We start from the raw sequence: 18,487 nt of genomic DNA on the forward strand, positions 1-18,487 counted from the left end.
GGCCAGGAGGTGCGCCACAGCCGGATGAGGGCGGGGTACTGGTCGCCGAACTCAGCGGCGAACGCCGAAACGGTCCTCGGGGGCGGTGCAGATGTCCCGCAGAGCGGAAGTGACCTTCTCCCCAGTCCTTGCGGTTGGGGTAGCGCAGACTGCCCGCACGAGGTGCACGACGCACTGCTGGTGCACCCCCTGGGGCCAAACCTGTTCGACGGCGTCGGTCATACCCCCGAGGCCGTCGGAGCAGACCTGAACACGCTCTCGACAGCGCGGATGAGTACTTCGGTGAGGTACGGCGGCCGGCTCGACCTTGGCGACCCCCATTGGTCGGGTCGGCCGTACGCGACCATAGCGTCGGGCATCAATGCACACGTGCGTCGTCATCACGGCGGAGTCTGGCACGCCGCGCGGTCCGCGTGCCGGTTTAATCCCGTCGTGGATCTCCATACCGGCTGTTAGCGTCGCGGCATGTTCGCCACCGACCGGGTCCGACTGCGTCCGCCCACGCCCGACGACGCGCCAAACATGTTCCGCCTGCACGGCGATCCCGAGCTGCACCTGATCACCGACAACGAGCCGTTCCTGCCGCATCACGTCGGCCAAGTCCGGGCCCGGCTGGAGAAACAGGTCACCGAGCCGCCCGACGGCCAGACCATGGTGTCGCTGCTGGCCGAGACCGCGGCCGACGGCACTTTCCTCGGTGGCGGCGTGCTGTGGGGGATCGACGCGTTCAACCGATACGCCCACCTCGGCATTTCGTTGCTCCCCGAGGCGCGCGGCCAGGGGTACGGAACCGAAGTGATCCAGTTGCTCTGCCGGTACGGCTTCCGCAACCGCAACCTACGCCGCCTGGAACTGGAGACGTTGGCCAGCAACACGGCCATGCGGCGGACTGCGGAGACGTGCGGCTTCATGCACGAAGGCACCCAGCGGGAGCGCGAGTACGACGGCGACGGCTTCGCCGACATAGTGATCTACGGCCTGCTCCGGCGCGACTGGACCCTGTAGCCGGCCGACACGGTCGTCCGGTCGTGATCGGGCGGATCAGGCGTTCGGGGCACGTCGGGGTGCTGGCCACCCCGGAGCGGTTCGCCTCTCGCTCGGGGCCCTGGCGACACCCGGATAAAGCAACGAGGCACATTGCGGTCATCGGCATGACAGCGCACTGCCGTCCGCGCCGAACGCGGCGAGATGCCCCGTCACCCGGGCGAGCCGGGGTTGCCCGCCGCGCAGGGCCGGTCGTCGCACGTGCGGTAATCAGATGCCTGGACCTTTTGGCCGTCACCACCGATGCTCGCCCAGCCGACGTCCGATCCCCGCTCGCCACCCTGCGCCAGCCCAGGGTCAACGACGGCCGACCGAGCAACAAGCATCACCATCCGCTACCACCACGCTCGCACCGCCGACGACAAGAACACGGCGCTCGCTGCGCTGTCGGCGGCATGACAGGATGACCGGACATGATCCGATCAGCTCAGCCAGGGGTTGTCGATGTCTCAAATGGGTCGGCCGCCGGACGATGTTCGTGACACCGGGACCGCAAGCGCGGATCTCGCCGAAAGCGAGGCGCTGCGCGCTGCCGAGCGGCGCTTGCAACAGGCCCAGTTGGCCTCCGATGTCGCGGTGTTGGATCGGTTGATCGATGACCGGCTCGTGTTCACTGGACCTGACGGCGGTCTGTACTCCAAGCAGGACGACCTGCACCTGCACCGATCTGGCCGGCAGTCGATGATTCGGGTGGACGAGGAGGACCTGGCGGTGCTCGTGGTCGGCGGCACCGGGGTGACCTGGTTCCTCGGCACTTTGGAAGGCACCCTTGCCGGGAAACCGTTCCTCGCCCGGGTCCGCTACACGCGCACATGGATCCTCGATGAGGAGGAGGGATGGCGCCTGATCGCGGCACACGTCAGCCCCGCCGACCGGGACACCGCCACGGGCGGGTGACCGGACAACACGTCGCCCCAGTCCGGGAACGCGCCGACCGCGAGCGCGGCCCGGGTACGCAAGATCACTTGCACGCTCATCGGCATGACACGCTACGTATCCACCTCGACAGCGACCGCCTCACCGCATGGCGCGTTCTACACCCCCACCGGGCGGGCAAGGTCCATCACGAGTCGCGCGGGGCGACCCGCGAACAAGCGCGCCCGCCCGGTTGCCACGCCAAGGTTACGACCCACCCGCCGCCGAGGCGGTCAGCCTGGGGTCGGCCCGTGCCTGCGTGCTTGGGCGACGCCCAGCCACTCCCCGAGCCGACGGCGGATTCGGCTGCGGCGATATCCGCCATGCATTGCCCCGGTTGATGGTGGATCGAACAGCGATCCTGACCCGGGTGCGGCTGTGGCCGGCTTGGTCAAGAACGTAGCGCTCCACTGGGCGACTAACGACTCGGTGGCACGCGGTGCCAGTCGGTGGGCGGCCAGCGCCAGGTGTGAGACCACACCCGTTGTTGCCTGCCTGCGCGGACGGCGGGCGCACGCGAGAATCTTGGCAGCGAGACGCTCCGGTGCGTACGCGGGAGGGATAGCTCGTAGTTGGCGGCCCGAGTGGTTGGCGGCCCGCTCGAAGAAGGGCGTGTCGACCGGCCCGGGTAACACGAGACAGACCCGTATCCGAGGATGACGGGCGACTGCCCGCTGAAGGTTCAAGGCCAGCCCTCTGATGGCAAACTTGGTCATGGAATAGAGCGGGACCAGCGGGTTTGGGAACAGTGACAGCAACGACCCGACGAGCACGAGGGTCCCGTTGCCCTGCGCCTGAAATGTGGCCAGGGCAGCGCGGGCGCAAAGCGCGGTGCCGAATACGTTTGTGTCTACCAGCCGACGAATCTCGTCCACCGATTCAGAGCCCAGCGGCCCGGCAATGCCGACGGCCGCCGCTTCGACCCAGACGTCTATCTGCCCGAACCGTTGCACCGCCAGCCGGGCCAACCGCTCGACGGCCGCCGGATCTGCAATGTCGGTCGGCACTACCAGCACCTGCCCGCCTCGTGCCCGGCAGTCGTGTTCCACCTCCGCAAGCGCTTCTTGGCTGCGCGAGGCGAGCACCAACCTGGCCCCTTCGGCAGCGAAGGCCAACGCCGTCGCGCGACCGATTCCACTCGACGCCCCCGTGATCAGCACCACGGCGTCACGGAAGGTTCCACGCCTGACCATCACACCTCCCGCAACGCAGCAAGTCGACATCGACCATCTACCCACGGGCGTGACGATCACTCCCAGGAAGCATCACGGTGCCTGCCGAAGCGCGGCGAATCCGCCGGAAGGCCAGAAGACGCGGTGCCCGCTCATCGGCAAGACCGCGGCCGTACGCCCCGGCCGAGTAAACAGAAGTCTGACGGCGTTCTGGACGAAGCCTCCGGGGCTCAGCACAGTGGGTGGATGCCGACGACGGACAGGGCGCAGTCACCGGGGTCAACTTAGCTGCATCCCGTTGGATGCGGGCACAAGTCAGCCGAACAGCATCCCGAGAACGGCCGTACCCTTGATCAGGACGAATGTCGCCGTGCATAACAAACCGACCGAGTAAACCGTCACGGCGCCCCACCCAAGTGCGGGTGAGAATCGCCGTGGCGGTGGACTCGCCGTGCGAACCGGCCACCGCTATCAGTCGCCGCCCGGCGGCCAGCCTGTCGAGGACCTGCGCCCGGTGCACCACGGGAATGCCGGCGGCGCGGGCTATCCGCACCTCCGGCGCGTGCCGCGCGACCGTGGTGTAGACGAGGCAGCTCGCCGCCCTCGACGTGCGCCGCGTCGTGGCCCATGCGCACCCGAACGCCGGCCGCGCGCAGCGCCACGAGGACGGCTGAGCCGCGCGCAGCGCACGAGGATGGCTGAGTCGCACACGTCGCTGCCGCTGACCTGGTGCCCCAACTCAACCAGCAGTCGTTGGCGAACCGATCACCGACGTGCTTCGAAGAGGGGCCGCAGTCTTCGCTCGAAGGCCGCCTCGTCGATGCCCCGGGCCAGTTTCCGGTTGTAGTTCATGCGATACGGACAGCTGTCCTCGGCGCCCTGTCGCCCCGGGACGGTGAACTGGCTGATCATCTTGCCGCTGCGCGCCTCCCGCACCGTGACGTGGTAGACGCTCTCGAACAGGTCGAAGGTGAAGGGCCTGCCGCCGGCCATTAAGGCCTGTTCACTCGCATAGTTGCAGGTGACGTCCTGGCGCGAGTCCCGGGTCGCCACCACGCGTACGCAGACCAGCAGCTGCACCTGATCGGGATTCCTGCGGGAGGTACCCAGTTCATACCGGGGTTCAAAGCCGTCGGGCAGGAAGAACTCGGCGTACTCCATCGACCGCTCGTCGGAGTATCTGACCATCGCCATCAGGTGTGGGCCGCGGCCGGCGAAGGGCCGTGAGCTGAGGTTGTAGACGGAGAGCTTCGGTGACGTGCACGGTTCTTTGAAAGCGTCGTTGCGGGTCTGCGTCGGCCCGCTAGGCGGCGGGAGGGGGGCGAGCCGTCCGGAGGTGGGCGGGCCGCCGGGCCGATCCGGCGGCCAGGTGCATGGCCCGGTCAACGCGACGGTGAACCTGCCACTGCCCAGAGCCATCTCCATGAGCAACTCGGTGCCGTCCTCATGCTCGGCGGTGATTTCCCGGACGTTGGCGGGGGTGCCAGTCCGCAACCGCTTGGTATGTTCACCAAAACCCTCGCGGATCATCCAGGTCTCCACGTCGTCGAGGTACTTTTCGGCCTTTCCGCCGACGGACACCGTCATCTCCGCTCGCGGCCGGACACCCCAGGTCGGTCCGCCCTCGGGCAACTCCGCGCAACCCACAATCCGGGAGTGGCTCGGCGGGGTGGCCTGTGCCTCGGGTTCCAGCGCCCCGTTGACGGCGCGTGACAGGTGTTCGGTGAGCCGCTGCTCGAACTCCTCGGTGGTCACCACGGGCGCCGGCGGAGCCGGTCCGGTCTTGTCGGTGCAACCGGTAAGCGCCAACACCCCACACAACGTCATACCGAGTAAGGGACTCCACCGGCCAGCCATCGCACCCCCGATTGTTCCGTCGGCACGGCAGGCCGAAAAGAAACGGGATGGTCTACCCCGGACTCTACTGGTAATCCACGCCGTCCGATACCGGTGATGCTGTCAGTCGCGGCCTTCGGCCGCAGCCCATACCAGAATCAACAGACAGAGCGCGGGGGACGCTCGTCGGACAAGCAACCACACGCCCACAAGGGACGGGTAAGCAAAGAGCCTGGTGGCCGAGCGCAGCTGACCAAGGCGGGCGTAACCGCGGTAATCTCCAGCTCGCCGCGGAAACAGTCGCTTGCACAGGGCATCAACGTCGTAGACGTGTCCTCGACAGCGCCGTCCCCGGCGAACGGTTGGGGATGTTGCAGTGCCCGCACGGCCGCGCGCTCGGCCACGTCCCACGCCCAGTCGGAGCGGTCACTGGAGTCGGCGGGCGGCCCGGGCGCGTCGTGTTCGCCGGGGAGCACGACGCGTCCGACGGCGGCGCGCCACGCCGCCCGCACCCCGAGCTCGGGCAGCCGCCAGCGTGCCCACCGATCCGCCAAGCAACAGCGCCCCGGACACGCACGCCGTCGATGGCATCGTCGCCCTGGCGGTCACCATGGGCTTCGGCGTGTAGGTGACCAGCGCTACCGGCCGGTCGATCCCGCCGACGTCCAGCAACCCCGGCCTCAGTCCAGCAGCGCCTTCACCCACCGGTCCGTGTGGCGCTCGGTGTACTCGGCGTCCGAGCGCCACGCGTCGCCGTGCCCGGTCCGCCAGTGGGTCGCCCAAGGCTCCACTGCGAGCGCGGCCTGATCCCGCAGGAAGTCGTGCATCGCCCGGGTCCGTACGGTCAGCATCGGTACCAGATCGCGGCGCTGCTGTTCGTCGAGCCCGTACGCATCGGCGAAGGCCCGCAGCCGCGGCCCCGCGTCCGCGCGCTGCCAGTCGGGGTGAGCTGACATCGGGATGAAGCCGTGGACGGCGTAGGCGAGGTCCCACAGCCGCGATCCCGGCCCGGCGTTGTCCCAGTCGATGAAGACCCAGCGTTCGCCGATCACGAGATTCCACGGCGCAAGGTCGTGGTGCACGATCTGGTCGTCTCGGTCGGCCGGCATCAGGACGTTCCACCGTGCGTCCGGCGGTGGGGTGAAGGTCGACAGCGCGTCGTGCAAATCCCGCGCCAGCCGGCCCACCCTGGCGAGCTGGTCCTGCGGCTCCAGAAGGTCGAAGAAGAACGGCCACGGCACCTCACCTGCCGCGTAGGTGAGCACCTCCCGTCCCTTTTCGTCGATGCCCAGCGGTCGGGGCGCGCCCCGGAAACCGACCGACCAGAGGTGTTCGAGCAGCGCGTGGACCGCCGGGGTCCAGGGACCGACCCGCCGTCGTACGGTGTCTCCGACCCGCACCACGCCCGCCGTCACGTTTCCCCCGGTGAGCGGGATCTCCTCCGCAGTCATGCGTCAGTCCTTTCACATTGACGTTCACACCGACCCACCGGTCACCGTCCTCGGCGTCTACCGGTGTCAGTGACCGGATCTGTTGCGTTGGGCGAAAGCATGGCGGTTCTTCCACCGGGCGCTGACCACACTGAAGGTCCCACCCGGCGAAGTCGTCACCGAGGCCCCCACCTACTCGAGGGTGACCGAGGATCTGCTCCCGTCGGCGCGGCACCACATCGAACGGCACGCCGACAATACGATCGAGGCCGACCACAGCCAGCTCGAACACCGACTCAGACCGATACACGGACTCCGCACCGACCGGACCGCCCAGACGATCGTCACCGGCCACGCCTTCGTGCAGAGACGCTGCGGAACCGGGTCCGTAAGAAAGATCAGCACACCAGGTCGGGCGGAGCGGTGTCGGCGGCTTCCTACCATCGCGGTTCAGAGGACCTGGTGGCAGGCGTCCTCCCATTGCAGATCAGACGCTGTGGTCTCGCGTGTCCAGCGGAGCATGGCTACTGTTGTCACCGTGACGAACACGCAATTTCGGCGCGTGTACCGCAATTCCGGGCACGAAATATGGTTCGTGCTGGTCCCCGCGATGCTCGTCGGGGTGTTCCTGGTCGTCCGGCTCGCGAGCTACGACGACGTACCGGTGATCGCCCCGATCGGGCTCGCCCTCATGTTCGCCGCGGCGGTCGGCTGCATCATCCCGTCCGTCTATCGGACTGCCACTATCGCCGACGAAGCACACCTGACGATCGTGGGCCCGACCAGCACTCGCCAGATCGCGTGGCGGGACGTGCAAGGCATCGAGATCGAACTGCGCCGAAGCCGGCCGTCGATGCAGGTGGCCGTGGTGTACGACGCCGCAGGTGGCAAGCGCGACCTGCCACACGTGAATGACCACAGCCTCGTAACGGCCCTGTCCGCTGAGGTCGGCCAACTGCGCCGGATCTGGGAGCTGCGCCGGGGCGACGACTGGAAGCCCACCCCGCCCGCCGCCGCCCAGATCGCATACGACCGCCGGTATCCGACGCCGGCGTGGGCGATCGGCCTGGTCGGCGGGTTTGCCGGGTTGGTCTTGGGCGTCGCGCTGTTCTTCATCCTGTTGGCCAGCGACGCCTACACCGACCGCGACGGGTTCGCCTCGACGTATCTGAGCCCCTTCGTGCTGTCGGTCGGGCTGCCGGCCGCAGGGGCTGTGCTGACCGGGGTCGCCGTCGCGGTCCGCCGCCGGGCGGGCTAATACTGCTAAGGCGGTTCGACCCTTCAAGTCTTCCGAGTCGTCTGCGGTAGTGGGAGCCGCGGGCTCGGTGGTTGCAGAGTCGGCGGAAAGCTGAGCAGGCCAGCACGTGTTCGACGGCGGGCTCGATGGTCAGGATCACCACGGGGCATGAACGCCAGCCTGCCCGGAGCGGCAGAAGCGGGAACCGCTGCCGTCCGGCTATGACCGACGCGGACCGGCGGGGAACTGTCGTAGTCGGCACCTAGGCTCGCGCCGTGAGCATGAACGGCAACTGGCTGCGCGTTTCCCTGGACGAACTGGAGCAGGCCAGGACCGACCTCGGCTGGGCCTACGAACTCGCCATGACGGAACGGGACGACAACTCCGAACGCTGGACCGCCACTGACAAGGCATGGAACGGGCTCGATTTCCTACTCGACCGACTCGGCTTCGAGATTCCGCTTGTCCTAGGAGCGGAGGGATTCGTGGAGCTGCCAGACGTCGAACCCGACAGCGACGAGATGTTTGATTTCCTGGAGAACCTCGAAGACGACTGGGGCTACGGGCCACCCTCCTACCTGACACCGGGCCAGGTAGCGGCTGCGGCCTCGCGACTGGCTACGCTCACCGAAGACGACCTCATCGGCGACGTCGACCCGCAGGAGTTGAACCGAGCCGAGATCTACCCCGGAACTTGGGAAAGACCCGGTGAGCTTGCGTGGGTGGCCCACTATCTGCCGGGCGTCCGGAGCTTCTTCGCGGCAGCCGAGAAGGATGGCGACGCGGTGATCTGCTGGCTTGACTGATCTGCAACTCAGCCACAGGGGCACTCGCATGGATCGGGCGGTTCACGTCCACCTACGTGGGGCATCGTGTGCCGGGCTCCGCAGGGCCACTATCTGCTCGAGCTCTCTCGCTACACGTCACATCACCAGATCGACTGCCCGGCGATAGCCACTCCCGCAGTGCCCACCACCTCGCCGGATATGGCTGGAGCCAGGCGAAATGGGGTGCAAGACCGGACTGTACGTCTCACCACCGCGTTGACGGGCCCCGCAGGCCGTCGTCCGAACTGCCGGCGGCCACCGCCGGCGGCCCGGCCCGGCCATGACGGCTCGCCCGTCGGGACAACGGCCCAATTTCAGGCCGGATTCTCGGGCCGTGGGCGGCGACCAGCTGCGCCCCTCCCCAGTCCCAGCCCACGAGCGTAACGTCGCGCAGGTCGAGCACCTGCATGAACTCGGCCACCAAGGCGGCCAGCCCACGCGAGCTGAGATCGACGTCCGGGTTCATCGGCAGGCGGTGTGCGCCCAACGGCACCGCTAGCACCACGCGCGATGATCTGCCCGCAGACCAGCAACCACGTGCCGCCAAAGCGTCGCGCCCACCAACACGCACCGATGACTGGGGCGAGGGCACCACGATTCCGCCGGAGAAACTGCCGGCCGGGAGCACGGCCTACCTTGCCGCGCACCAGAGCGACGAGACAGCTGTCGCGATCACGTCCTACGCGGCCTACGCCGTCATGATCGACGCGGGCCACGCCCACCGAGGGCTGGACATCTGGCTCCTGAACCAGGGGTTTGTCGCCGCGTTGGCCGTCGTCGGCGAACAGCGGGAGCAGGGTCTCGCCGACCGGGCCGGCAGGTGTCCGGCCTCTGGACGGGCACCCGTGGTGACCGGTCGGTGACCGGCCGACGGTGCTCCGGTGTCCGGGAACCGCTCGGACAGCCCGGCCTCTGCGCAGCCTGGTCGAGATAGGCGTGACTGCGGGGGAAACCCCGTCCAACCAGAGGAGAGCCATGCTTGGAAAGAGATGGGCGGTAGTAGTCCTTGCCGCCGTAGCCGTCGGCACCGCAGCCCCTCCGGTCGGGCCAGCGACTGCCGCCACGACTCCCGACCGACCCGCCAGCGCCGATGCGGCCCAGTCCGGTCACCGGCCCGTGAGCACGACGGCACCGGTGGCCGGCACCGCCGTCGGCGTGACTCCCGCCGTCGGCACCGAGGCAATCCTCGGTCCCGACACCCGGGTGCCGGTCCGTCCGACCACCACGTTTCCCGCCAGCGCCATCGTGCGGCTGGTGTTCACCGGCGGCCAGTGCACCGGCTTCATGATCAGCGAACGCACCGTGGCGACTGCCGCCCACTGCCTGCACTCCGGCGGTTCCAATGGCACCTGGCGTACCAACGTCGTCGCGTACCCCGGGCACGACGGCACGACAGCGCCCTTCGGCGGGTGCGCGGCGCTCCGGCTCTTCGTCCCTTCGAACTGGACCAGCGCGACCAATTCCCCTGGCGGTGGCGACCCGGCCTTCGACTACGGGGCGGCGCAGCTCAACTGCGCGATCGGCACCAGGACCGGCTGGCTCGGCCTCGGTTACTCGACCCAACCGGTGACCGGATCCTGCACCAGGACCCAGGGATATCCGGCCGACCGGCCCGGACAGTGGGCGAGCGACGACGCCGTCCGGGCCGAGGACGCGAGTGTTCTCTACGTCCGGCATCCCCTCGTCGGCGGGCTGGACGGCAGCCCTGTCTCCTACACGCCCGACCCGGATGACTGGTGCCCGGTGCGGCCGCCGCTGGTGATCCCGTGCCCGTGCCCGCCGCCACCGCCCTGCGTGTGCCCGATCCCGACGGTGATGGCGATCCTCTCCCGTGGACCCTCCGGCGTCGGGCCCGGCGCCACCAACAACATCGCCACCCGGATGACGCTACCGATCATCAACAACTTCATGCAGTGGCGTTGACCCCTCCGACCGGCGCGGTCGGGGCGGGCGACGGCATCTAGTACTGCAACGGCAGTAGGCGAATCGCCTTCGGGTCGGGTTCGTTGGTCAGGTCGTGGCGGACGTTGATGTCGATCGTTGGTATGCGGAGTTGGATCGGCTGCATGCGCGGATCGGGGTGCGGTTTCGCCGGTCGGAGCCGCGTCGGCGGGCGCGGCAGTACCTGTGTGGGCTGGTCTCGGGTTTGGCCCGCAAGAACGGGTGGACCCTGGCTGAGCAGGCCGGGGATGTGTCGCCGGACGGGATGCAGCGGTTGTTGCGGTGGGCGGACTGGGACGTCGACGCCGTGCGGGATGACGTGCGTGACTACGTGGTCGAGCATCTCGGCGACCCGGCCGGGGTGCTGATCGTCGATGACACCGGGTTCCTGGAGAAGGGCACACGGTCGGCGGGGGTGCAGCGTCAGTACTTCGGCACCGCCGGGCGGACGGAGAACTGCCAGGTCGGGGTGTTCCTGGCCTACCGGTCGTCCCAGGGGCACGCGTTGATTGACCGGCAGCTGTACCTTCCGACCTCGTGGACCGATGACCGGGACCGGTGTCGGGCTGTCGGTATTCGGGACGAGGTGGAGTTCGCCACGAAGGTGCAGATGGCCCGTCAGATGCTCGCCCGCGCCTTGGACGCGGGGGTGCCGGTGGGGTGGGTGACGATGGACGAGGCCTACGGGCAGTCGAAGTACCTGCGGGTGTGGCTGGAACAGCGGGATGTGGGCTATGTGGTCGCGACCCGCCGCAACGACGACATGATCACCACGACGATGGGGACTGCCCGCGCGGAGATCGAAGAGTGCTTCCAGCAGGCCAAGGACGAAGCCGGCCTCGACGAGTACCAGGTGCGTGACTGGCGGGCCTGGTACGCCCACATCACCCTCGCGATGGCCGCCCACACCTGGCTTTCCGCGGCCAGATCCCTTGCGGCAAACGGGGATCTGGCACCGGCGACGGCATGATGATCGGCTACACGGTACCGGAGATCCGAAGACTCCTCACCGCACTCGTAGTGCGACACATCCATGAACCCCAGCGCATCTGGGCCTGGTCCCGATGGCGCAGACGCCGCCAACACCAGGCCCGAACCTGCCACTACCGACGACGCGGCTATCCCTGACCAACTGCCGTTGCAGTATTAGGAGACGTGCAGCCCGGCGGCGAGCCACGCCGCAGCGGCTTCGGCCGCGCCGGGGTGGTGCGGTGCGGTGCGAGTCTGCCGGGGGCGAGCCGAACGGCCCGCCCCCGCTAACCTGCTGCCTACTTCGCCTTCGGCGAGGCGTAGCCGACAATGCTAGTGTTCGACGGGTACCACTTCACGTGGGTGACGCCATCGGATTGGTTCCCGCCGACAACGTAGAAATAGCCCTTTGCCACTGTGTCTGCGTAGTACGAGGTAACGATGGCAACGTGATCCGTCTCGCCGCCGTCATAGTTGAAAACCACAGCGTCGCCCTTGCGGGGGATATAGCCGCTGGTCCTGGAGTGCCAGGTGCCATTGTCGTTGCCATAGGTGATAAAACTTGATGAGTGCGGCGTGAGCTTCGAGTATTCGGCCGTGCCCCAGTAGAAGGCGTACTTCGCGAAGTCCGCGCACCAGGCCCGAGAACGCCAGCTCACCGGCATTGATTGCTTAACACCACCGCTGTACATGGTGCCCGAGGTGGTTTTGGCGGGGCTGCAGGCGGCCGAATAGTGACTGGTCCTGCGGTCGTTGTCCGGGTCGGTCCAGAACCCGGTGTAGTAGTTGCAGTCTTCGTTGCCGGCCTCCGATCGGCGGACCGAAACCGTTGTGCTGGTGGAGGTGTACTGCTCCCAGGCGATGTTGCCCACGTCGATGCCGAGCTGGGTGTCACCGGCGGCGTGAGCCGTGCCCGTGCCGATGAACGTGACGGACGCCGCCGCGACTGCGGCAACCAGCGCCGCACGAATTGCTTTTCTCATGGATGTCTCCTGTGTGAAGTGTCCAACGGGGGATGGTGGCCGGTTCAGAGCCAGTAGCCGCATGTGCGGTTGGTGTTGGCATCGCTGGTGCAGACCTTGAGGTAGACGCCGGTCTTGTGGTAGCCGTGCCACTCCCCGGTCAGGACCGTCCAAAGTCTTCGCTGCGTCGTTTTCATCAGTGGCCTTTCCGGAAGGTTGCTTGGATGCAGTCGAGGCTTACCTGGTCGATCACGTCCGGCAATGGGTCGCTCCTGTCCCGGACAGGCGTAGCGCTGTCCGGGCTGGCCAGAAGCTTGTCCGCCTGCTTGTCCGGCCTGCCTGTCCGGGCGGTCCCGCTAGGCAGTTGATCTCGGCGGTCATCTCGGGCAGCATGGAGGCCGATGGATGCGGAAAGTGTTCGGCCGGACGCTGCTCGCGATAAGGCTGAGTTCGTGCAGCTCATGCGGCTGATAAAAGACCGGTCCGGGTACACGTTCCGGCAGCTCGAGCAACGGGCGGCGAGCCATGGCGAGGTTCTGGCCCGCAGCACCGTAGCTGACATGCTGGTTGGGCGGGGCCTGCCTCGCGCGGAGTTGCTGGCGGCCTTCGTTCGGGCGTGCACAGAGGACGACGCCCAGGTCGCCGCCTGGTTGGCTACCCTCAATCGGTTGGCCCACGAGACCGACGCGGCAAACGGGAAGGAGTCGGCGCCCAGGCAGTCGGCTCATGCCACCGGTCAGGGCGCCCCCGAGAAGCCGCGCGAGGTCATCTGGCGCACTTTGGTTAGGGCCGCCGCAGGTGTGACCGCGGCGGCGCTGCTCGCGGTGGGTGGTTGGCTGCTGGTCCGCGACACCGGAAGGTCGCCGGGCACCCGGGAGGCTGGCCCGGCGCCCAAGAGCCCGCTGGAACTGCCCGCGGGTGGCAGTGTCGTGCGCATCCACCCCGCGCGGACACCGGCGCTCTGCGTGACTGAGGGGCGGGAGCGCACCAGACGATACGACTCGGCCGTCGCGGTGCAACGATCGTGCGAGGACGCCGAGCCGCCCAGGACGCTGCTCGTGCCGGTCGATGGGGACCGCTTTCAGATCAAGTGGAGCCACCCGCAGCATGGAGTGGGTTGCCTGACTGTGCTGGCCAACGGCCCGGCCAGCGGCATGCTCGAACCCTGGGACGACTGCGCAGCCGGTGGGCCAGCGCAAGTGTTCCGGGTCGAGCCGGTCGCCGCTCCACTGGAGGGCTACCGGCTCCGCCCCGTGCATAGCGAACTCTGTCTCGGCATTCGTGGCGACGAGACGGTCAGCGGTGTCGAACTCGTGCAGGAGCCGTGCACAGGCGAGGGCGATCAGACGTTCCGCGTTGACGTCGTGGCGTCCGCTTCCTGAACCGGCGGGTCTCGATCACGGTGCTACCCGCCGACGTCGTCCGCGTGCGTTCCCGCTCCGGCCGGACGACGACTACTGATTTTGCCTACCGGGACCTTTCCGAGCGTTGGTCCCAGACGCCGCCCGACAGCTACCCGACCCGCCCGTACCCCGGCAGATGTTCAAGGCTATGCTGCGGGACCCCACGGCCGCCTTCAGCCCGTCGCATCCGCGCCCAGGTGCGCGCCGCGCAGCAAACAGGCGCGACCGTGTGGCGGCCGGCGACCCGGCCGTCGTGGTGGCGGCAGGCGTCGGCCGAGGACATCGCGCGGGCCTGGCGGGCCAGCGCCGAGTGGGCGGCCGTCGACCCGCGCGCCGAGGCCGCCCAGCGGGTCATGGTCGTGCGGCTCGCCGAACGCGGCGTCCGCGTCGACCCGCAGACCGGTGCCCGGCCGGGGGACGAGGCGTGGCTGTCCGACCAGCTCGACCGCGCCGCCATGGACGACGTCGACCGGCCGCAGCCGCTGTCACCGCCGCCTCGTCGGCGGGCCGGCCGGCTGAGGCGCCACCTGCACCACCGCGCTCCTCTTCGGCGGGCGTGACCGCCGAAGCGCCGGGCCGGTAGAGAGCGCGCCGGCGCGGTCAGGGGCAGGCGTCGCAGAACGTCAGGGTGGACGCCACCGGGGCGGTTTGGCAGCCGACGCAGACGTACAACCCGCAGTGGTAGCAGGTGATCGAGTCGCTGTCGGCTAGGTCGAAGAACATGCCGGGGTTGGCGCGGTGCAGCACCCGGTCCGTGGACTCGCAGCCACCGACGCTGCCCGCCGGCCGGATGCTCCGCCTCGACCGGACCCGGATCGAGATCACCGACGGGAACCTCTGCCAACCGCTGCGCCTGAACTGGGCCGATCTGGGCGCCGTCCTGGACAGCGGCCGGGTCACCACCGACCTGATCCGCTGCTGCGAGCAAGCCGTCATCGCCTGGCGTGACCACCCCGGCGGATTCCGGGGTGCCGGCTGGACCGATGTCGTCGCCGCAGCTCCCGGGCCGGAGAGGCCGTTTGGGCGGCCTGTCGATCGGCCGACCCTGGCGAGCAACTCGACCTGTTCGCCGGTCCCGGGATCTAATACTGCAACGGCAGTTGGTCAGGGATAGCCGCGTCGTCGGTAGTGGCAGGTTCGGGCCTGGTGTTGGCGGCGTCTGCGCCATCGGGACCAGGCCCAGATGCGCTGGGGTTCATGGATGTGTCGCACTACGAGTGCGGTGAGGAGTCTTCGGATCTCCGGTACCGTGTAGCCGATCATCATGCCGTCGCCGGTGCCAGATCCCCGTTTGCCGCAAGGGATCTGGCCGCGGAAAGCCAGGTGTGGGCGGCCATCGCGAGGGTGATGTGGGCGTACCAGGCCCGCCAGTCACGCACCTGGTACTCGTCGAGGCCGGCTTCGTCCTTGGCCTGCTGGAAGCACTCTTCGATCTCCGCGCGGGCAGTCCCCATCGTCGTGGTGATCATGTCGTCGTTGCGGCGGGTCGCGACCACATAGCCCACATCCCGCTGTTCCAGCCACACCCGCAGGTACTTCGACTGCCCGTAGGCCTCGTCCATCGTCACCCACCCCACCGGCACCCCCGCGTCCAAGGCGCGGGCGAGCATCTGACGGGCCATCTGCACCTTCGTGGCGAACTCCACCTCGTCCCGAATACCGACAGCCCGACACCGGTCCCGGTCATCGGTCCACGAGGTCGGAAGGTACAGCTGCCGGTCAATCAACGCGTGCCCCTGGGACGACCGGTAGGCCAGGAACACCCCGACCTGGCAGTTCTCCGTCCGCCCGGCGGTGCCGAAGTACTGACGCTGCACCCCCGCCGACCGTGTGCCCTTCTCCAGGAACCCGGTGTCATCGACGATCAGCACCCCGGCCGGGTCGCCGAGATGCTCGACCACGTAGTCACGCACGTCATCCCGCACGGCGTCGACGTCCCAGTCCGCCCACCGCAACAACCGCTGCATCCCGTCCGGCGACACATCCCCGGCCTGCTCAGCCAGGGTCCACCCGTTCTTGCGGGCCAAACCCGAGACCAGCCCACACAGGTACTGCCGCGCCCGCCGACGCGGCTCCGACCGGCGAAACCGCACCCCGATCCGCGCATGCAGCCGATCCAACTCCGCATACCAACGATCGACATCAACGTCCGCCACGACCTGACCAACGAACCCGACCCGAAGGCGATTCGCCTACTGCCGTTGCAGTACTAGATGCCGTCGCCCGCCCCGACCGCGCTTCGGCCCGCTGGTCAGGGAAACCGCCGGGCTCCGCGCGCAGCCGGTCCCGGAGCTGCTCGGCGTCCGGGTGGCCGAGCAGCTCCAGGATCTCCAGAGCGCGGCGCCAGGCCCGCCGAGCGGGGCCCGGCGCACCGGCGGCACGGTGGGTGTCGCCGAGATGGGTCAGCGTCGTCGCCTCGTAGTAGCGCTCGGCCGCCTCCCGCCACAGCGCGAGCGCGTTGCGGTAGCAGCGGATCGCCTCCGCCTGCTGCTCCAACCGGTGGTGCGCGTAACCGAGGCTGTCCCAGGTGTGCGCCTGCCAGTACCGGTTGCCGACCTGCCGTTGCAGCACCAGCGCCTGCGTGCAGTAGTCGATCGCCTGTTGGTGGTTGCCGAGCTGGCTGTGGTACCAGCCGATGTTGTTCAGCGCGTTCGCCTTCCCGTTGGCGTTCTCCGCCGCCGCGAACAGGCCGAGGGCCTGCTGCGCGTGCTGGAGCGCCTGCTCGTACCGGCCCAGGCGTTCGGCCAGGATGCCGAGGTTGAGGTGAGCCCGAGCGCTGCCGATCGCATCGCCGAGGCCGGTGTAGAGCCGCAGCGACCGGCGCAGGTGCACCTGGGCCTGGTGGTGGTCCCCCAGCCGCAGGCAGGCCACGGCCCGGTTCCGGTGGGCGCGGGCCTGCCCGTCCCGGTCGGCCACCCGCGACGCGGCGAGCAACGCCCGCTCCTGGACCACGAGCTGCTCCTGCCAGGCCCCGAGCCGATCGAGGTACGTGTTGACGGCCCAGGCGAGCTGCCAGGCGGGTGTGTCGAACCTGGCGTCCGTGGCGAGGCCGACGACGGCCAGGAGGACTCGGTGCTCGCTGGTGAACCAGCGCCAGGCCGCCGCCCGGTCGGTGAGCGCGGTGATCGCGGTGCCCGGCCGGGCCGGGGCGGGGCTGATCGGGTCCCGCTGGTCGTAGAGAAGCAGGTCTGCGGCGTACCCGGTGTGCAGGTAGGAGTCGATGAGCCGGCCGAGCGCCTGCCGGCGGGCCTGCTCGGGCTCGTGTTCGGCGACCAGCTCGGCCGCGTAGGCGCGCAGCAGATCGTGCAGGACGTACCGCTGTGGGAGATGCTCGGAGACCAGGTTCGCGCGCACGAGTGCCGCCAGGGTCCGACCCGCCTCCGCCACCGGTGCGCCGACCAGGCTCGCGAGCGCCGGCACCGAGACGTCCGGCCCAGGGTGCAGTCCGAGCAGCCGGAACGCCCGCGCCGAGGTCGCGTCCAGATTGCGGTACGACCAGGAGAAGACCGTCCGGATGTCGGTGGCCGCATCGCCGTGGCTGAACCGGTCGAGGCCGTCCGACCCGGTCAGCTCGTCCGCGAGCCGACCGAGGCCGAGGGCCGGCTGGACGGCGGCCCGCCCTGCCACGATGGCCAGCGCGAGCGGCAGCCCCGCCGCCGCGTCGACGATCCGGCTCGTCGCCTCCGGCTCGTTCTCCAACCGATCCGTGCCGAGTCGCCGGGACAACAACTCGTGCGCCTCCCGCCGCGACAGCGGATCGAGGAAGATCGGACTCGCCCCCTCGATGGTCACCAGCCCTGGCAAGTGACCACGGCTGGTGACCACCACCAGGCACCCCGGCGAGCCGGGCAGCAGGGGGCGGACCTGATCGACGTCACCGGCGTTGTCGAGCAGTACGAGTACCCGCCTGCCGGTCAGCACGCTGCGGAACAGTCCGGAGCGGGCATCCTGTCCCGCCGGGACGCGCTGCGCCGGCACTCCGAGAGCTTCGAGGAACTCGCGGAGCACCTCCGCCGGGCTCGCCGCCGGCCCGGTCGCGTCGAACCCACGGAGGTTGACGTAGAGCTGCCCGTCGGGGAAACGGTCGGCGACCTGGTGCGCCCAGCCGACCGCCAGGCTCGTCTTGCCGACCCCGGCCGTACCGCTGATCAGGCAGATCGTCGTGGTGCCCGGGGCGCGGTGTCGGTGCGCCAGCAGGCCGTCCAGTCTGGTGAGCGCCGCCCTGCGACCCACGAAATGGGGTACGGCCGTCGGCAGTTGCCGGGGCGTCACCCTGTCGAGGACACCCGCCCGTTGCCCGGTCGGCGACGGTCCGGGTGCCGGCGGCTCGGGTTGGCTGGCCGGCGCGGCGCCGCCGGATCGGCGGCCGAGCTGGGCGTGGGCGGCGGCCCGCAGCCGATCCTCGGTACGGGCGGCGTCGGCGATCCGCAGCAGCCGCCAGTGTCTCGCATCCCAGTGCCTCATCTCGGCCAGCTCGGCTGGCAGGCGGACACCGGCCCGGTCGGCATGCGCCAAACATGCCTTGACGAAGGCGACGACGAAGGGCCAGTCGGGCAACGACTTGGCGTTCAGCTTGTCGCTGATCGTCGAGCGGGCCAGTGGCTGCCCCTGCGCTGTCGAGATGGCGACCAGGGTGTTCAACGACGGGGCCCCGCAAAGCTGCCGGAGGTGTCGGAGTTCGCCGGCGAACCAGGCCGACGCCTGCTGCGCATCCCCGCCCGCTTCGCTCATCCGTCCGCACCTCTCCGCGC

General features: G+C 69.0%; 18 protein-coding genes and 1 pseudogene. 10 read left to right on the plus strand and 9 right to left on the minus strand.

Translation table 11 applies throughout. From position 1 onward, the window contains the following. Positions 1-51: 51 nt before the first annotated feature. Positions 52-444 carry a transposase gene (locus MCAG_RS36225; protein WP_369751322.1) on the minus strand — a complete coding sequence of 131 codons (393 nt, stop codon included), beginning with the start codon at positions 442-444 and terminating at the stop codon, positions 52-54. 21 nt (positions 445-465) lie between these two features. Between MCAG_RS36225 and MCAG_RS13570 the strand changes: the two genes are divergently transcribed. Beyond that, positions 466-1,005, plus strand: a complete 540-nt coding sequence (locus MCAG_RS13570) for a GNAT family N-acetyltransferase (RefSeq protein WP_007073550.1) — start codon at positions 466-468, stop codon at positions 1,003-1,005. Between the two features lie 492 nt (positions 1,006-1,497). After that, positions 1,498-1,941: a nuclear transport factor 2 family protein gene (locus MCAG_RS13575; protein ID WP_036373341.1), complete on the plus strand. Its 444-nt coding sequence runs from the start codon at positions 1,498-1,500 to the stop codon at positions 1,939-1,941. 251 nt (positions 1,942-2,192) lie between these two features. Here MCAG_RS13575 and MCAG_RS30710 read toward each other — a convergent pair whose 3' ends face one another. The 3 genes from MCAG_RS30710 to MCAG_RS13585 form a co-directional block, all read right to left on the minus strand. After that, positions 2,193-3,122, minus strand: coding sequence for an SDR family NAD(P)-dependent oxidoreductase (locus MCAG_RS30710; RefSeq protein ID WP_232290159.1), 930 nt, complete (start codon positions 3,120-3,122; stop codon positions 2,193-2,195). A gap of 774 nt (positions 3,123-3,896) precedes the next feature. Continuing rightward, positions 3,897-4,943: a hypothetical protein gene (locus tag MCAG_RS13580; RefSeq protein WP_036373342.1), complete on the minus strand. Its 1,047-nt coding sequence runs from the start codon at positions 4,941-4,943 to the stop codon at positions 3,897-3,899. 704 nt (positions 4,944-5,647) lie between these two features. Further along, positions 5,648-6,418, minus strand: a complete 771-nt coding sequence (locus MCAG_RS13585) for a phosphotransferase (protein ID WP_007073555.1) — start codon at positions 6,416-6,418, stop codon at positions 5,648-5,650. A gap of 82 nt (positions 6,419-6,500) precedes the next feature. On the opposite strand from MCAG_RS13585, the pseudogene MCAG_RS34735 reads away from it, so the two are divergent. From MCAG_RS34735 to MCAG_RS13615, 6 genes and pseudogenes are all read left to right on the plus strand, one after another. Further along, positions 6,501-6,752, plus strand: a pseudogene (locus MCAG_RS34735) (DDE-type integrase/transposase/recombinase); the annotation flags it as partial. Between the two features lie 183 nt (positions 6,753-6,935). Beyond that, positions 6,936-7,655, plus strand: coding sequence for a hypothetical protein (locus MCAG_RS34740; RefSeq protein WP_232290437.1), 720 nt, complete (start codon positions 6,936-6,938; stop codon positions 7,653-7,655). A gap of 260 nt (positions 7,656-7,915) precedes the next feature. Next, positions 7,916-8,440, plus strand: a complete 525-nt coding sequence (locus MCAG_RS13595) for a YfbM family protein (RefSeq protein ID WP_036377092.1) — start codon at positions 7,916-7,918, stop codon at positions 8,438-8,440. A 428-nt stretch (positions 8,441-8,868) separates the two neighbouring features. After that, the gene (locus MCAG_RS32515) at positions 8,869-9,324 is read left to right on the plus strand and encodes a hypothetical protein (protein ID WP_007073558.1); all 456 of its coding nucleotides are present in this window, start codon (positions 8,869-8,871) and stop codon (positions 9,322-9,324) included. Positions 9,325-9,577: 253 nt separating this feature from the next. Beyond that, a complete protein-coding gene (locus MCAG_RS13605; RefSeq protein WP_232290160.1) occupies positions 9,578-10,384 on the plus strand; it encodes a serine protease in 807 nt (268 codons plus the stop codon). A 94-nt stretch (positions 10,385-10,478) separates the two neighbouring features. Then, positions 10,479-11,372, plus strand: a complete 894-nt coding sequence (locus MCAG_RS13615; RefSeq protein ID WP_007073560.1) for an IS701 family transposase — start codon at positions 10,479-10,481, stop codon at positions 11,370-11,372. 298 nt (positions 11,373-11,670) lie between these two features. Here the strand turns inward: MCAG_RS13615 and MCAG_RS32520 are convergent, their stop codons facing one another. After that, complete coding sequence (locus MCAG_RS32520) at positions 11,671-12,354, minus strand: CHAP domain-containing protein (protein WP_007073561.1); 684 nt, start codon at positions 12,352-12,354, stop codon at positions 11,671-11,673. A gap of 44 nt (positions 12,355-12,398) precedes the next feature. After that, on the minus strand, positions 12,399-12,530 hold the full coding sequence (locus MCAG_RS35685) for a hypothetical protein (protein ID WP_255348986.1): 132 nt from the start codon (positions 12,528-12,530) through the stop codon (positions 12,399-12,401). 204 nt (positions 12,531-12,734) lie between these two features. Between MCAG_RS35685 and MCAG_RS13625 the strand changes: the two genes are divergently transcribed. Together MCAG_RS13625 and MCAG_RS13630 are read left to right on the plus strand one after the other, a co-directional pair. Continuing rightward, complete coding sequence (locus MCAG_RS13625) at positions 12,735-13,715, plus strand: RICIN domain-containing protein (protein ID WP_036373345.1); 981 nt, start codon at positions 12,735-12,737, stop codon at positions 13,713-13,715. Positions 13,716-13,933: 218 nt separating this feature from the next. After that, complete coding sequence (locus tag MCAG_RS13630; RefSeq protein WP_198141556.1) at positions 13,934-14,296, plus strand: hypothetical protein; 363 nt, start codon at positions 13,934-13,936, stop codon at positions 14,294-14,296. Positions 14,297-14,336: 40 nt separating this feature from the next. On the opposite strand, the gene MCAG_RS29675 is transcribed toward MCAG_RS13630, so the two are convergent. The 3 genes from MCAG_RS29675 to MCAG_RS13645 form a co-directional block, all read right to left on the minus strand. Further along, the gene (locus MCAG_RS29675) at positions 14,337-14,561 is read right to left on the minus strand and encodes a hypothetical protein (RefSeq protein ID WP_007073565.1); all 225 of its coding nucleotides are present in this window, start codon (positions 14,559-14,561) and stop codon (positions 14,337-14,339) included. 437 nt (positions 14,562-14,998) lie between these two features. Then, positions 14,999-15,892, minus strand: a complete 894-nt coding sequence (locus MCAG_RS13640) for an IS701 family transposase (protein WP_007073560.1) — start codon at positions 15,890-15,892, stop codon at positions 14,999-15,001. Then, on the minus strand, positions 15,879-18,467 hold the full coding sequence (locus tag MCAG_RS13645) for a tetratricopeptide repeat protein (RefSeq protein WP_157548045.1): 2,589 nt from the start codon (positions 18,465-18,467) through the stop codon (positions 15,879-15,881). Before MCAG_RS13645 ends, MCAG_RS13640 begins: the two co-directional genes overlap by 14 nt. Positions 18,468-18,487: the final 20 nt, after the last annotated feature.

Source organism: Micromonospora sp. ATCC 39149 (genome assembly GCF_000158815.1).
In the GTDB taxonomy this organism is placed as follows: Bacteria; Actinomycetota; Actinomycetes; order Mycobacteriales; family Micromonosporaceae; genus Micromonospora.